This is a genomic window from Neptuniibacter sp. PT8_73, from assembly GCF_047778045.1.
Classification (GTDB): domain Bacteria; phylum Pseudomonadota; class Gammaproteobacteria; order Pseudomonadales; family Balneatricaceae; genus Neptuniibacter.
Window position 1 is genome coordinate 824,206 of the sequence record NZ_CP180545.1, and the last position, 15,848, is coordinate 840,053.

General features: G+C 39.9%; 14 protein-coding genes and 1 pseudogene. 14 read left to right on the top strand and 1 reads right to left on the bottom strand.

Translation table 11 applies throughout. The features are described from left to right. Nucleotides 1-15 precede the first annotated feature (15 nt). The 14 genes and pseudogenes from ACMXYN_RS03620 to ACMXYN_RS03685 all read left to right on the top strand — a co-directional run bounded on the left by ACMXYN_RS03620 (nucleotide 16) and on the right by ACMXYN_RS03685 (nucleotide 14,898). On the top strand, nucleotides 16-1,278 hold the full coding sequence (locus ACMXYN_RS03620; protein ID WP_415893534.1) for a hypothetical protein: 1,263 nt from the start codon (nucleotides 16-18) through the stop codon (nucleotides 1,276-1,278). 413 nt (nucleotides 1,279-1,691) lie between these two features. After that, nucleotides 1,692-1,808 (top strand): annotated as a pseudogene (locus tag ACMXYN_RS03625) (type B chloramphenicol O-acetyltransferase); the annotation flags it as partial. A gap of 71 nt (nucleotides 1,809-1,879) precedes the next feature. Next, entirely contained in the window at nucleotides 1,880-3,139 is a 1,260-nt protein-coding gene (locus tag ACMXYN_RS03630; protein WP_415893535.1) for an O-antigen polymerase, read from the top strand. A 4-nt stretch (nucleotides 3,140-3,143) separates the two neighbouring features. After that, nucleotides 3,144-3,923: a sulfotransferase domain-containing protein gene (locus tag ACMXYN_RS03635; protein ID WP_415893536.1), complete on the top strand. Its 780-nt coding sequence runs from the start codon at nucleotides 3,144-3,146 to the stop codon at nucleotides 3,921-3,923. A 2-nt stretch (nucleotides 3,924-3,925) separates the two neighbouring features. Beyond that, nucleotides 3,926-5,128: a glycosyltransferase family 4 protein gene (locus tag ACMXYN_RS03640; RefSeq protein ID WP_415893537.1), complete on the top strand. Its 1,203-nt coding sequence runs from the start codon at nucleotides 3,926-3,928 to the stop codon at nucleotides 5,126-5,128. Nucleotides 5,129-5,140: 12 nt separating this feature from the next. Beyond that, nucleotides 5,141-6,235, top strand: a complete 1,095-nt coding sequence (locus ACMXYN_RS03645; protein WP_415893538.1) for a glycosyltransferase — start codon at nucleotides 5,141-5,143, stop codon at nucleotides 6,233-6,235. Beyond that, nucleotides 6,219-6,764, top strand: coding sequence for a putative colanic acid biosynthesis acetyltransferase (locus ACMXYN_RS03650; protein ID WP_415893539.1), 546 nt, complete (start codon nucleotides 6,219-6,221; stop codon nucleotides 6,762-6,764). The genes ACMXYN_RS03645 and ACMXYN_RS03650 overlap by 17 nt, the downstream gene beginning before the upstream one ends. After that, nucleotides 6,765-8,027 (top strand): WcaI family glycosyltransferase, encoded by a 1,263-nt coding sequence (locus ACMXYN_RS03655; RefSeq protein WP_415893540.1) that lies wholly within the window; start codon nucleotides 6,765-6,767, stop codon nucleotides 8,025-8,027. After that, nucleotides 8,017-9,141, top strand: coding sequence for a GDP-mannose 4,6-dehydratase (gmd, locus tag ACMXYN_RS03660; RefSeq protein ID WP_415893541.1), 1,125 nt, complete (start codon nucleotides 8,017-8,019; stop codon nucleotides 9,139-9,141). The genes ACMXYN_RS03655 and gmd overlap by 11 nt, the downstream gene beginning before the upstream one ends. A 147-nt stretch (nucleotides 9,142-9,288) precedes the next feature. After that, nucleotides 9,289-10,245, top strand: a complete 957-nt coding sequence (gene fcl, locus ACMXYN_RS03665) for a GDP-L-fucose synthase (protein ID WP_415893542.1) — start codon at nucleotides 9,289-9,291, stop codon at nucleotides 10,243-10,245. Between the two features lie 139 nt (nucleotides 10,246-10,384). After that, nucleotides 10,385-10,858, top strand: coding sequence for a GDP-mannose mannosyl hydrolase (locus ACMXYN_RS03670; RefSeq protein WP_415893543.1), 474 nt, complete (start codon nucleotides 10,385-10,387; stop codon nucleotides 10,856-10,858). Further along, nucleotides 10,855-12,264, top strand: coding sequence for a mannose-1-phosphate guanylyltransferase/mannose-6-phosphate isomerase (locus ACMXYN_RS03675; RefSeq protein WP_415893544.1), 1,410 nt, complete (start codon nucleotides 10,855-10,857; stop codon nucleotides 12,262-12,264). The genes ACMXYN_RS03670 and ACMXYN_RS03675 overlap by 4 nt, the downstream gene beginning before the upstream one ends. After that, entirely contained in the window at nucleotides 12,264-13,277 is a 1,014-nt protein-coding gene (gene galE, locus ACMXYN_RS03680; protein WP_415893545.1) for a UDP-glucose 4-epimerase GalE, read from the top strand. Before ACMXYN_RS03675 ends, galE begins: the two co-directional genes overlap by 1 nt. Before the next feature lie 265 nt (nucleotides 13,278-13,542). Further along, the gene (locus tag ACMXYN_RS03685; protein WP_415893546.1) at nucleotides 13,543-14,898 is read left to right on the top strand and encodes an MBL fold metallo-hydrolase RNA specificity domain-containing protein; all 1,356 of its coding nucleotides are present in this window, start codon (nucleotides 13,543-13,545) and stop codon (nucleotides 14,896-14,898) included. Between the two features lie 137 nt (nucleotides 14,899-15,035). On the opposite strand, the gene cysQ is transcribed toward ACMXYN_RS03685, so the two are convergent. Next, a complete protein-coding gene (cysQ, locus tag ACMXYN_RS03690) occupies nucleotides 15,036-15,836 on the bottom strand; it encodes a 3'(2'),5'-bisphosphate nucleotidase CysQ (RefSeq protein WP_415893547.1) in 801 nt (266 codons plus the stop codon). Nucleotides 15,837-15,848 lie beyond the last annotated feature (12 nt).

Here is a 15,848-nt window from a genome sequence, read left to right on the forward strand (position 1 = left end):
AGGATAACACGAGCTGTGAGTGCAAATGTCTATGGCCAAATAGTCAACGTGCTTGTTCAACTGTTAACAATACCCTTACTAATAAGTGCATGGGGAATAGGTAAGTATGGCGAATGGGTGATCTTAAGCGCTATACCTGCTTATTTAATTATGAGTGACTTTGGCATAGGTCAAATAGCATGCAATAAAATGATTGAGAAAGAAACAGTAGGTGATGGGAAAGGCTCGATTAAAATTTATCAAAGCCTACTTCTATTTAATTTACTAGGGTCTTTGTCTATTTCAATTGTTTTTATAGGGATCGTACATCTTTTTGAGATATATAAGAGCCTTGGTGTTGAATCCATAGATAGTAGTGTTGTTACTCTTATTGTTTTCTTGCAGATAATACAAGTTGTATTAAGTTTGCAATCAAATGCTTTTTTATCTGCCTATAAATGTCTGAAAAGGCATGCTGAAGGAGCGTTTCTATTCCATAGTATTAAATTATTTGAATGGGGTGTAGGTATTTCCTCGGTCTTAATAGGGCAGGGGGTGCTAGGGTTTATTCTATTCATGATTGTTGGTCGGCTTATAGGTACATTTTTTATGTACTTTAAACTGTTGTCACATAATAACGATTATAGAATTAATCTTGCGAATTCGTCTGTTGGAATAATTAAAAAATTAATTGTCCCGGGTGTGACGTTTATGTCATTTCCGTTAGGTATATCAATCATGCTGCAAGGAATGACTTTGATAATTGGTGCAGTTGTTGGAAGCGCGGGAGCAGGGGTATTTAATGCACTAAGGACATTGGTAAGGGTGGTCATTCAAGGTGTAACAATAATAAACCAATCCTTCTGGCCTGAACTAACGCGTGCGTATAGTAAAGGTGATTACGGTTTTCTAACTAAGCTTTATAATCGTTCTATCGTATTGGCTATTGTGATGGCAGCTTTTGGAGGTTTAGGGCTTGCTTTATTTGGTGAGTTGTTTGTGATGTGGTGGATTGATGATGATTTTTTATTTGATTTTGAAGTATTTATTTATTTATTGTTTGGAGCGGTAGTCAGTGTATTGGCTCAACCTGCTTGGGTGTTGCTAGTAGCTTTGAGTAAGCATTTTTCCTTAGGTTTATTTTATCTTTTTTTATCTGTTTTATCTCTAATTATTGCTAAATATTTAGTCGGTTTATATGGGGTTGTTGGAGCTGCATATTCGATAATTGCATTCGAAGTAGGGATTTTAATTATTTCATATATTATGGCTAAAAACCTGATGAGTAGTCTCAAATAGGAAGAACAATGCTTAGATATATTTTTTCTCAACGTGAGATTCATAGAATATTTACTGCTTTGTGGTTTAAAAGTTGGATAAAAAGATTATTCCACCTATACGGTTTGGTAAGGATTGAGTTTAGAAAATCGCTCTTGAGGTTTAGGGGCGCGAAAGTTAGTGATCTAAGCTATGTCGGGGATTCAAGGCTGAAGGGAAATGTTAGTAATCTTGTTTTAAAAGATTTTTGTTCGGTAGGTGACTCAGTATATATGGCAATGCATGGGAAAATCACAATAGGGAAATCAGCTGTAGTTAATGATGGTGTCAGACTATTAACTGCTAGTCACAATTTGCAGGACAGTAAATGGTCCTTGTTGAAAGGAGATATCGTTATTGAGGATTATGCATGGGTTGCAATGGGGGTAACAGTGTTGCCAGGAATAGTAATTGGCAAAGGTGCTGTTGTTGGTGCTGGGGCGGTTGTTACCAAAAATGTAGCCCCATATTCTGTTGTTGGTGGGAATCCAGCCAAAATCATTGGTTCTCGTACAAATAATTTAGTTTACAAACCCGCTCTTCTATGTGCACCTTTTGAGGCATGGGTAGGTAGTAAATAATCATGAGTATAGCCTTAAGTGGAGCCATATGCTTGGTTGTATATTTATATACATATTTCCATTTGAAAAACGTAGCCGGGAAAGTTTTTTTATCTATTTTATGCATTTCTACCATATATTATGGCGTACTTGGTAGTTGGTATTGGACCAGTTTTCAGGGAGGACGGTTTTTAGGTGCATATTGGTTTGATGAAGTGGAGACTGTGTCATATGTGTATGTAAGTGTATTTACATACACATGTATTCTGTTTCATTTATTTGGTCTTGCCGACAAAAATAATACTGTTGTAAATCAAAGTAATAATCTATATGGGTTTGGTTATTTTATTGCACTTCTATCAATAATCTTAGGTTGTTTATCCTCTGCTTATGTATATATTGTTGGGGCAGGCCTTCACGGTTCACTTACTACTGATCCCTATTTGCTTATTTTCTATCAGATCTCAGATTTAGCGATAGCCGCAATTCTGTTTGGTGTTAGCCTCAGAGATAGGCACTATAAATATTGGATTATTATACTATTTATATTCGTTATGTATTCGATCTACACAGGCCTAAGATATAAGATTGCGATCTTAGTAGGTCCATTGATTCTGACTTATTTTTTTGATGATAAAGTGGATTTTAAGCGTAAGATTATTGCTGCCGTTTGTGTTTTATTTGTGGTGTTGTTTTTTTCTTTAATGACTTTGGTTCGAAGTAAATTTTCAGGCTTAAATGTTGAAGAGCTTAATAATATAGATTATGACAGGATGCTGTATGGACTATTTGCTGAGACTAATGGTGTTTTTGCATTATCTTCGGTTATTAATAACTATGGTAACAGTTTTTCTTATGTTCTTTTTGAACCTTTTCTGGAAATATTTGAGCAATTTATTCCTAGATTTCTATATCCAGAAAAAGATCTATATGGTCATTTAAAAGATTTCTCCTACGGTATAGCTTATACGGATGAATCCATGAGATCTGGAACCGCAGTCCCTTTCTTTGGTGAATATTATGCGATGTTTGGATGGGGTGGGATCGCTTTAGGTGTCCTTTTATATTCGATCTTAGTCAGATGGATGATTTCCTTTGTCTTTAAATGGTCCGTAACCAAATACCAGTTCTTGGTAGGTGTTTCGTTTATCTGTATTTATATGGGTTTTTATTATTATTCAAGGGGATCAATGGCTCAAATATCTAAAGGAATTTTATTTGTTGTTTTGCCATATTTTATTATGTTGAGACTCCAGAATGTAAAAGGAATTTTACTGAGGTAATTTTATGAAAACAGACTATTTTTATCAGCTAGAGCGTTTTCTGAGGTCTTACTCAGAGGCTCCATCTAAATGTAATAGCTCATCCGTACTTTTAGCGTCTTTTCCAAAGTCAGGTAATAGTTGGTTTCGATTTTTAGTATCTAATGTAAATTCAATTATTTCATCTGGAGAAGATGTGGATTTTCACTCTATAGAGCGGTATTCACCGGTTATAAGGGGTAATCGAAACCTAAAAGATATGGTTTTAGTTGATGGTGCTCCAACATTTTTGAAAACTCATTTTCCGCATACTTGTTTTTTTGAAAAGTATAAGGGAGTCGTAATTGTAAGAAATCCGTTTTTTGTTATTCCAAGTTATTATGATTATTTGATAAATGCTAGAGGAAAGGATTTTAAAGGTGATATAGAGGATTTTTTCTATCACTGGAGGTATGGCTTTAATGCTTGGGGGAATTTTATGGAAAGTTGGGGTGATAGGGCAGATGTTTTATTAAGGTACGAGGATCTACAAAATGACCCTTTAAGTAATGTTTCAGCAATGTATCGTGAATTAGGTTATTGTATCGATGAGGATGTTATTCGTCTTGCAGTTTCTAAATCATCACGAAGCAATATGTTACAATCTTTAAATAAATCTGGAGATCCGCATAATAATAATAATTTTAGATTCGTGAAAAAGAAGGGTGAAAATATTGGTGTTGAATTATTAAAAGATTCTATATGCAATGATTCTAAAATAAATAATTCATTCCTCCAACAAGCAGAGAAATACGGGTACTTATAATTATGTATCGTAATGTCACTGTTGCATGTATGGGTTCGCGTGAGCGTTACTCTTTACCAGTCGCTCTTAATAAAAGGGGAGCTCTTAAGAGACTCTTTACAGACATTTACATTCCTTATTCTGTATCTTCAAAGCTTAGAAATGTCTCTAAAAACTCGGCTATTAAAGCTTTTCTGAATAGAAGCCACGAAGACCTTCCTTGTAACTTAGTTAGCCATAAGCTTCTTTTGGGGTTAATGTTTAGGCGTAAAGTAAGATCTGCTAAAAATCTGTCTGATAGGCAGGACTTGTTAATTAATTATGGTAGCCGCTTTGCTTCATTTGTGTCTAGATCAATGCCGCGTTCTGATTTGGTCTTGGGATATACTGGCCAAGCTCTAGAATTTATCGATGTTGCAAAAAATCAAGGTTCTCGTGTTTTTATTGACCAAGTAGATCCTGGTTTGCACGGCTGGCAAGTACTAAAGGCTGAATCTGAAAAATATGCTGGATGGAATAATCAGATATTTTCATGGAGCTCTGATTTTCAAAAAAGGGTCGAAAATGAGTTAATTCATGCCGATACAGTGGTGGTGAACTCGCATTACTCCAAAAAGTGTATTGATGCATGGATTGGAGAAAATAAATCTGTCATTTTGCCCATACCACTAACTATTCAACGAAAAGAAAGACTAGAAATCAATAATAAAAGGCCTCTTCGCTTACTTTTCCTAGGTGGTGCTTCGATCGGTAAAGGAATTCAGTATGCAGTTATAGCCGTTCATAACCTTCTTCAAAAAGGTTATGAAGTAGAATTGATCATAGCTGGTGAAATGTTAATTTCATGTGAGAAATTATCCAATTATAATGGTTGGTTTTATATTGGGTCAGTTGCTTCTAATGATATTCCTAGCCTTCTTGACTCAATTGATGTTCTTTTATTTCCGACTCTATCCGATGGGTTTGGTATGGTCCAGACTGAAGCTATTTCAAGAGGTGTTCCGGTAATATCTACTATGAATTGTGCAAGCGTAATAGAGCATGGGAAGTCAGGTTTTGTTATGAATGAGCTTTCTATTGAATGTTTGCAGAATTATATTATACGTTATCATAATGACCGTGAATTGCTAAAAGAACACTCACGAGGTGCTTTTATTCGCTCACAAGAGTTTGAATTTAATTCGTATATCAAAAAAGTATCAGAAGTTCTATCAATTTCAGATTAAGGTATAAATATAATGATATTTCTTCTCGATTTGCCTCAGCCTACACATGGTATGTCCAGTGTTAATAAAAATATTCTGGATTTGGCTTGTCAGCGCGGAGCTTTGCCAAATGTAATTAATACGGTTCCGTCGTATGCTTCTGTTTTTTTTGGTGGTTATATTTGGGTTTTTGTTAAGTTTGTTCATTTCTTTTTTTGCTTTTTTAAATTGTTATTCTTTTTGGTGTTTTTTGATAGGAGTGTTGTGTATCGGCCTATTAATGGGGGGGGAGGTCAGATATTTGATATAGCTTTTATTTTATTGGTTAGGATTTTTCGTGTTCAAATAGTAATTCATCATCATTCGTTTAATTATTTAAACAGGCGGAGTTTGCTATTTAGTATTTTGCAGAAGTTATCAGGACCTAATTCTTTGCATGTGGTTTTAGGCAAGGTTATGGCTGAAAAGTTGTCTGACCTTTATGATATAAATGATAGTCAAATGCATATTCTGTCAAATGTTGCTTTTTTTACAGAAAAATCTACTGACGTCTCCAAAAACTGTATTCCTGTTATTGGACATTTATCTAATCTTTGTGTTGATAAAGGAATTATCGAATTTGTTGATTTATGTAAAGCGCTAATAACTAGTGGATTCGATTTTCAGGCAGTTATTGCAGGTCCATTTTCCGATAAATCTGTACAGTTAGTAGTAGAAAATGCAATAAAAGAAATGTCTCAAGTTAAATATTTGGGGCCTTTGTATGGGACTGAAAAGGATAAATTTTTTAGTTCTTTAGATGTTTTTGTATTCCCTTCCCGCTATAAAAATGAAGCTGAACCACTAGTGCTTTATGAAGCTGCTGAGTATGGAGCTCTTACCCTCGGAACTCAAAGAGGTTGTATGGCCACGGTTATAAAAGCTCTTGGTGGTGAGTCTTTTATTGAAGGTGAAAATGTTGCTTCGGTTATGTCTGATGTTATTCAGGAATCTCATAAAGACGGGCAATTTAATTTTGTTAATAAAATAAAACGCATCGAAAAATTTGAGGCTTCGAAATATGAAGCTAGAGATTCTTTGGAAAGGCTTTTAGGGTTGCTAAAGGTGACAAATGTATCAGAAACTTAGTGATTTTAAACTATCAAAGAGCCAGAGAGGCCGTTCTGGGTTGCAGGTGCAAATTTGGTGGCTTGTACAATCAATTCTTTTTGGCTGCTCTCCTCAGTTTATGTACGGTTGGCGTCGTTTCCTTTTGCGTAGTTTTGGTGCAGAAATAGGCAAAGGGGTAATTATTCGTCCATCTGCCAGAATTACATATCCTTGGAATCTGATAGTTGGTGACTACGCGTGGGTTGGTGATGACGTAGTTTTATACAATTGGTCGAAGATTAATGTAGGGCCAAATGCAGTTGTATCCCAACGAAGTTACTTGTGTACTGCTACGCATGACTACCTCGATCCGACCTTCCCTTTAACATCCCAAGCTATTGACGTCGAAGAAGAGGCTTGGATTGCTACCGACTGTTTTATTGCTCCTGGTGTGACTATAGGAAAGGGTGCTGTTATCGGTGCCCGTAGTTCCGTTTTCAGTAATATGCCTGAAGGAATGATTTGCTTCGGCAATCCTGCTAAACCTATTAAGAAAAGGTTGGATTAAATGGAATTCCTTCTTTATAGCCTCAATTACAAACCTGAACTTACAGGTATAGGCAAATATAACGGTGATTTAGCTCAATATCTTGTGGATAAGAAAGCTAATGTTACTGTGATGACTGCACCGCCTTATTATCCTGAATGGAAGGTGCATGAAGGTTTTTCTAATAAGTTTAGTGCTGTTAATGACTCAGGGGTTCAGGTTCTTCGTTCGCCTTTGTATGTCCCTAAAAGTGTTTCCACGCTAAAAAGACTCTTGCATTTATCCAGTTTCGCCCTTAGTTCAGGTATGAGACTGTTAAGTAATCTGAGGTTGAAACCTCATGTTGTTTTTCTTGTGCAGCCTACCCTTTTTTGCGCGCCTATTACTTTACTCTACTGTAAGTTAACAGGGGCCTTGTCTGTAATGCATATTCAAGATTTTGAAGTTGATGCGATGTTTGGTTTGGGGATGGGGAAACAAGGCCTATCTCAACGAATCGCTCGTGCCGTTGAATCTTGGTTTCTAAGACGTTTTGATGTGGTTTCGTCAATTTCATATAGCATGCTTGAAAACGCACGTTCTAAAGGTGTTGAAGAACAAAATTTACTTTTTTTCCCTAACTGGAGTGATACTAAATTTGTCACCCCTGACGTTGATGGTTCATCAATTCGAAGTAAGTGGGGGTATTCTCAGGAAGATAAAGTAATTTTGTATTCTGGCAATATCGGACAAAAACAGGGATTGGAGGTTGTTTTAGACGCGGCAAAGCATTTTCACGCAGATCCTAAAGTTAAGTTCCTCATCATTGGAAATGGTGCTTATGCAGATACGCTTAAAATGATGGCTTCTGATATGGGGTTGGATAACCTTCAGTTTAAGCCTTTACAGCCTTGGGAGGATATTCCAGCTATTCTTTCTATGGCAGATATTCATCTAGTCGTTCAGAAAAAAGGAGCTGCAGATGCAGTTCTGCCCTCTAAATTAACAAATATTCTATCCGCTGGAGGGCATGCTGTTGTTACAGCTGAGGCCCATACTGAGTTAGGTAAAATAGAGAATAAATATCCAGGTATCTATCACCTTGTCGAGCCTGAGAATACAGCTTCTTTTATTGATGGCTTAGAACAACTTGTTGCAGTAGAAACACGTACACCCAATCTAATTGCACGACAGTATGCTATCGATAATCTGAATAAAGATAAGGTAATTGATCGATTTATATCAGATCTAAATGCGCGCTTAGAAAAGAATTCTGAAAAATTAGGAAAAACACATGCAAACTAAAAAAGTTGCTCTAATCACCGGTGTTACCGGCCAGGATGGCTCATATCTAGCTGAATTTTTATTAGAAAAGGGTTATGAAGTACATGGTATCAAACGCCGTGCTTCTTCCTTCAACACTGAGCGTGTCGACCATATTTATAAAGATCCTCACGAAGAGAATGTGAATTTCCACCTTCACTATGGTGATTTGACTGATACTTCGAACCTGACTCGTATTATTCAACAGATTCAGCCGGACGAGGTTTATAACCTAGGTGCTCAGTCTCATGTGGCTGTTTCTTTTGAAGCCCCTGAATACACTGCTGATGTTGATGCGATTGGTACTTTACGTCTTTTGGAAGCTATCCGCTTCTTGGGCTTGGAAAAGAAAACCCGTTTCTATCAAGCTTCTACATCTGAGCTTTATGGTGAGGTGCAGGAAATACCGCAGAAAGAAACTACGCCTTTCTATCCTCGCTCACCTTATGCTGCTGCCAAACTTTATGCTTATTGGATTACGGTTAACTATCGTGAGTCTTACGGTATGTATGCGTGCAATGGCATTTTGTTTAATCACGAGTCACCTCGTCGTGGTGAGACCTTTGTAACTCGTAAAATCACGCGTGCCATCGCAAATATTGCGCAGGGTGTGGATAAGTGTCTGTATCTGGGCAATATGGATGCGCTGCGTGATTGGGGACATGCTAAAGATTACGTTCGCATGCAATGGATGATGTTGCAGCAAGATCAACCAGATGATTTTGTTATTGCTACAGGTAAGCAAATTTCTGTTCGTGAATTTGTTCGCATGACTGCTAAAGAAGTAGGCATTGAGCTTGATTTTGTAAGTGAAGGTGTCGATGAATATGCTGTCGTGACCAAGGTGACTGGAGATGATGCGCCTGCGGTTAGGGAGGGTGACATCATCGTTCGGGTAGATCCTAAATATTTCCGACCTGCAGAAGTTGAAACTTTATTGGGTGATCCTACTAAGGCTAAAGAAAAATTAGGTTGGGAACCTGTAATTACTGTTGAAGAAATGTGTGCCGAAATGGTTCAGCATGATTTAGACAGCGCTAAACGTTTCCGTTTACTCAAAGAGAGCGGCTACGACGTAGCGCTTCGTCGCGAATAGCTGTTGTAAATATACGGCAGGATGCCGCTCTTCCAAGAGTAAATACTTTGTAGGAGGTGCATCCTGTGCTGAGGTTCCTTTTTAGATAGTTTCACTACCTCATTTTGCGGCTAGATGTCGCCCCTACAGGGTTAATGGATTTAGATTATGAATGTTTTTGTCGCGGGTCATCGAGGAATGGTTGGCTCTGCTATCTGTCGGCAGTTAGCTGCGCAGCCTGAAGTGAATGTAATTACGGCTAGTCGTGACGAGTTGGATCTTACTTCTCAGCTTCAGGTTTCTGAATTTTTCCAGAAGAATAAAATTGATCAGGTGTACCTTGCTGCAGCTAAGGTAGGTGGTATTCATGCCAATAATGAATATCCTGCTGAGTTTATATACGAAAACCTGATGATAGAAAGCAATATCATACATTCAGCTTATAAAGCGGGTGTGAAGAAGCTTCTCTTCCTTGGTTCTTCCTGCATATACCCAAAAATGGCAGAACAGCCCATGAAGGAGTCGGCACTTCTTACAGGTGTGTTAGAACCTACTAATGAGCCATATGCGATTGCCAAAATCGCGGGTATTAAACTATGTGAGTCATACAACCGACAGTACGGTGTTGACTATCGTAGTGTTATGCCAACGAACCTTTACGGCGAAAACGATAATTTCCATCCGGAAAACTCTCATGTGATTCCTGCACTTATGCGTCGTTTTCACGAGGCAAAGATTGCTTCAGCTAAAGAGGTCGTTGTTTGGGGATCTGGCAAGCCGATGCGAGAATTTTTGCATGTGGATGATATGGCGGCAGCTAGCCTCTTTGTAATGAACGCGGATAAAGCTGTTTATGATAATTGCACTGAAACGATGTTATCCCACATCAATGTAGGTACTGGTGTTGATTGTACAATTGCTGAGCTTGCGTTAACGATGGCTAAAGTAGTGGGCTTTGAAGGCGAGGTTGTGTTCGATTCGACAAAGCCTGATGGTACTCCACGTAAGTTGATGGATGTGTCAACTTTAGAGCAGCTCGGCTGGAAATACTCTATTTCTTTGAAAGATGGATTAGGCATGACTTACACTTGGTTTCTTGAGCATCAGGATGATTTCAGGGGTTAGGAATTTTCCTGTAGGAGGTGCTTCCTAGCGCCGAAGCTTATATCGCGGCAAGCACCCAAGGGGCATGGCAACGTCGCTCCTACAGGCTTTGGTGCGTTGTTTTATCGCGGCAAGATGCCGCTCCCACATAGGATGTGTGATGGCTAATACATTTCTAGAAAACGATACTTTTCGAAAGGTTGTTGATTCAATACCGCTTGTTTCTATTGATTTAGTGATTCGAAATCCTGAGGGACAAATTCTTCTTGGTAAGCGTGTTAATAGACCAGCGCAGGGAGATTGGTTTGTACCTGGCGGGCGGATTTTGAAGAATGAATCTGTAGATGTCGCTTTTGAAAGATTGGTTTTAAATGAGCTAAATATTCAAGTCCAATTCAAAAGTGCTTCTTATGTGGGTCTCTATGATCATTTCTATCCAGATAGTATTTGGGGTGAGGCTGTAAGTACTCACTATCTGGTTAATGCTTTCGAAATAAAGGTTGATCGTATTTTGTCTTTACCTGATCAACAACATAATGATTACCGTTGGTTTAGTGTTGAGGAGCTACTTAGCTCCTCTGAAGTACATGAACACACTAAATGGTATTTTACCGAGGGAAAAGGTTATTCATGATTACTCCTGTTATTTTATCTGGCGGTTCAGGCACAAGGTTGTGGCCGCTTTCTAGGAAGATGTACCCAAAGCAATTTTTGTCTCTTACATCTGACAAAACAATGCTGCAGGAGACTGTTACGCGCTTATCAGGTTTGCTCACTGGCGGGTTACAGGTGATCTGTAATGAGGAACATCGCTTTTTGGTCGCTGAGCAATTGCGCCAGATTGATAAAAACGGTGAGATTATTCTTGAACCTGTGGGGCGTAACACTGCTCCAGCTATAGCGTTATCTGCTTTGGCGCTAAATAAAGCAGGTAACGGTGACTCTGTAATGCTGGTATTGGCTGCGGACCACGTTATTGAGAATGTAGATGCATTTCAGCAATCAGTGAATATCGCGTTGCCCTTAGCGGAGCAGGGTAATTTGGTGACGTTTGGTATTGTTCCGACGGAACCTGCAACTGGCTATGGTTATATCAAAGGGGCTGCTGCAGGTGCTCAGAGATATATGCCTGTTGAGGCTTTTGTAGAAAAACCGGATCTTAAAACTGCGACAGCCTATCTTGAAAGTGGAGAATACTTTTGGAATAGCGGAATGTTTATGTTTCGAGCAGACCGTTATCTTGAAGAATTAAAACAGCATCGCCCTGATATTTTGGCTGCCTGTGAGGGAGCTATGTCGAATACTGAAGCAGATCTGGATTTTCTTCGTGTGGATAAGAGTAAATTTGCTGCTTGCCCCGATGATTCCATTGATTATGCGGTGATGGAAAAAACTGATTGTGCCGTAGTCGTACCAATGGATGCTGGCTGGAGTGATGTGGGTAGTTGGTCTGCGCTATGGGATGTAAATGATAAAGATCAGTTTGGAAATGTTTCCCATGGTGATGTGATCCTAGAATCTACCCAAGCGAGTTATGTATATAGTGAGGATCGCTTGGTATCTACCTTAGGTGTGGATAACTTAGTGATTGTTGATACTAAAGACGCTCTCTTAGTTGCAGATAAAAATAGGGTTCAGGATGTAAAAAGCATCGTCGCTAAAGTTAAAGAGCAGGAACGTACAGAACATCTACAGCATAGGGAAGTCTACAGGCCATGGGGTAAGTATGATTCCATCGACAATGGTGAAAGGTATCAGGTAAAGCATATTACTGTTGACCCAGGTGCTAAGCTGTCTCTTCAAATGCATCATCATCGTGCTGAACATTGGATTGTAGTAAAAGGTACTGCAGAAGTCCGATGTGGAGATGAGATAAAACTGCTTTCAGAAAATGAGTCAACTTACATCCCGTTGGGTGAGCTACATCAGCTCTATAATCCTGGGAAAGTACCACTTGAGATTATTGAAGTTCAATCTGGCTCTTATCTTGGTGAAGATGATATTGTTCGCTTTGAAGATCAATATGGGAGAGCTGAGTAGTGACGGTTTTGGTAACAGGTGGTGCAGGTTATATAGGTTCGCATACTGTTGTTCAGTTAATTGCGCAGGGTTCGCAAGTCGTAGTCCTTGATAACCTTTGTAACAGTAACCCAGAAGTCTTTAATCGCATTGAAGATATCATAGGTGTTCAGCCCACTTTTGTTGAAGGTGATATTCGAGATAGAGAATGTTTAGATAGCATTTTTTCTACTTATTCTATCGATTCTGTTATCCATTTTGCGGGCCTTAAAGCTGTAGGTGAAAGCTCTCAAATCCCGTTAGATTATTACCAAAATAATGTTCATGGAACGCTTGTTCTCTGCGAAGCTATGGCTGCGGCTGATGTTAAGAAATTGATATTCAGCTCTTCTGCCACGGTTTACGGCGAGGATGCACCTGTGCCTTATGAAGAGACTATGCCTAGAGGTAAAACGTCAAATCCTTATGGTACTTCAAAGGCGATGGTGGAGCAGATCTTAACTGATTTGTGCCAGTCTGACCCTGAGTGGTCTGTTACTTTGCTGCGTTACTTCAACCCTATTGGTGCTCATCCTTCTGGCTGTATTGGAGAAGATCCAAAGGGGATTCCTAATAATTTAATGCCTTTTATTAGTCAGGTCGCTGTTGGTAAGCGTAAAGAACTATCGATTTTTGGTAATGATTACCCAACAACAGATGGAACTTGTGAACGAGATTACCTGCATGTGATGGATCTTGCTGATGGGCATGTTAGTGCTTTATCGGCGCTTGAGTATAACGGAGTCCATATCTACAACCTAGGAACGGGTAATGGGCTTTCCGTACTTGCAATGGTTAACTCGTTTATGGATGTTACGGGGGTAGATGTCCCATACTCATTTGCGGATAGACGAGATGGTGATTTGCCTGCATTCTGGGCTGATGCGTCTAAAGCTGAAAAGGAACTCGGCTGGAGCGCTACGCGTACGCTAGATCAAATGATGGAAGATACTTGGCGGTGGCAGTCTAATAATCCAAATGGATATGATGGGTAGGTATCTGGTTTGGTGTGTTTCTTTTTTAGGCGTTGAGGTAGATTAAGGGATTTAGCAAATGACTCTTCTACCAGGCCTTCGAGGTTGGCACCTAAGGGCATATACAAAGCCTCTCCTACAGGATTCTAGTTTTGTCGGAGGCGAATCCAGCGGCGGGGTTTTCTTCGAGGCGAGTACCCACAGGGCATAGTAAACGGCTCTCCCACATTGGCTGAGGCTTCTGCCTAAATGACTCTCCTACAATTACAAATAACAAGGATGTTAAATGACTAAGATTATTCACCATGGAGCGGTGAAGGGTGTGACTGGATCATGCCATCAGTTATTTATCGATAATGACCATTCGGTTCTTATCGATTGTGGAATGTTTCAGGGAGCTGAGGCTTCCGATCTCGAGCAGGGTTCTCTTGCGATTAATTTTTCACTATCAAATATAGTCGGTCTTATAGTTACTCACTGTCATATTGATCATGTGGGGCGTATCCCTTATCTGCTTGCTGCGGGGTTTAATAAGCCAATTTATGCGACTGAAGCGACTGCCCAATTGCTACCGTTGGTGATTGAAGATGCCATCAAAGTGGGTATCAGTCGTGATGCTGATCTAATTGATAAAGTGTTAGGTAGATTACGATCTTTATTGAAACCGTTTCCTTATGATGATTGGTTTGGTATTCCTGCAGGGGGTGCTCAGGTTGAATGCTGCTTTCGTATGGCGGGCCATATTCTTGGGTCAGCTTATGTCGAGTTTAAATTACCTGATGAGCGGGTGACCTTTTCGGGAGATCTTGGCGCGCCTTACTCACCTTTACTGGCTGCACCTAAACCCCCTTATAAATGCGATAGTTTAGTTATTGAAAGTACTTATGGTGATAAAAATCATGAGGGCCGAAAAGAGAGGCGTTTAGAACTGAAGCGAGTGCTTGAGCGTTGTTTATCAAATGCTGGTACGGTGTTGATTCCTGCTTTTAGTATTGGTCGAACTCAAGAGTTGCTGTATGAGCTAGAGGAAATTATCCACAAGGGATCTGATGATTGGGATCATCTGGATGTGATTGTGGATTCTCCATTGGCTTCCGAATTTACGCAGCATTATCGTTCACTGAAAACTCTTTGGGATAAAGAAGCTAGGCGAAAATTATCTCAAGGGCGGCACCCTTTAGCTTTTGAGCAGTTAATCACAATTAATAGTCATGCTGATCACCAGCGCCTAGTTAATCATCTTAAGCAGTCTGGCCGACCTGCGATTGTTATCGCTGCCAGTGGGATGTGTGCTGGTGGTAGGATTGTGAATTACCTTAAAACTTTGTTGGGAGATCCTAAAACTGATGTCTTGTTTGTGGGTTATCAAGCGCAAGGTACGGCAGGTAGGGATATCCAGAAATATGGCCCAAGAGGAGGGTATGTTTATCTGGATGGCGAAAAGGTAAATATTCGTGCCGGGGTATATACGATTAGTGGGTATTCCGCCCATGCTGATCAAAAAGACCTAGTTAATTTTGTTAAGCGTATGCGCGTAAAACCGAAAGAGATTCGGATAGTGCATGGTGATGATGAAGCTAAACTGGCTTTGAAGACTAAGTTGCAGGCGTTGGTGCCTGAATCTAAGGTTTGGATTCCTTAGGGGGCGGTTTGTTGTAGGATGCGTATTTGCTATGCCTTGGGTACTGCGGTGAGTTTTTTATCGAGGCGTGACGCCTCTCCCATAAGGAATCTTCTAAAAAACCTCTCCCATGGAGGGAGAGGGTGGTGTGTAGTTGTTTACTCAGCCCAGAAGCTGCTTACTTCAGAGCATACAATGAAGTGAGGATTCAGCAGGGTGTCTTTGCGTGTATTGTAGATTAGCGGTTTCATATCTTCGGCACTAAGCACCTGACCGCCAGCAGCAAGGACAACGGCATGAGCTGCTGCAGTATCCCATTCGCTTGTTAATCCAAGGCGTGGATATAGATCCGCTTTACCTTCGGCTACTAAGCATAATTTTAGAGAGCTGCCCATAGCGATAATTTCTGCTTCAGGGAGTCTCTCCATGAAAGTTTTAAATTCTTCAGATTGGTGCGAGCGACTGCCTACAACTTTCCAGCCCGTATTAACGGACGGGGCAGGGTTCACCGTGATAGGTGCTGGAGCTGCTGAACCTTCTTGTTTAAAAGCGCCTTCGCCTTCTGCGCCCCAATAAAGTACATCAATAGCAGGAGCGTACACGACTCCGAATACTGGCTGACCAGATACGATCAGAGCTACGTTGATTGTGAATTCACCGTTCTTTTTTATGAATTCTTTAGTGCCATCTAGTGGGTCGATTAGCCAGTAAGTATCCCAGCTAAAACGATCTGTTTGCTCGTTGGCGTTTGATTCTTCTGATAATACTGGGATTTCTGGCGTTAGCGCGTTTAAGCCTTCAACTAGAATAGTGTGCGCAGCTAAGTCTGCTTCTGTTAGTGGGCTGCTGTCAGATTTGTCATAAATAGCAAAATCTTTTTTATAAATTTCCATCACCGCTTGCCCAGCTTTGCGGGATAGCTCATTTATAGGTTGTGCATATTGCTCGAGATTGCTCATTTGTCTTCCTTG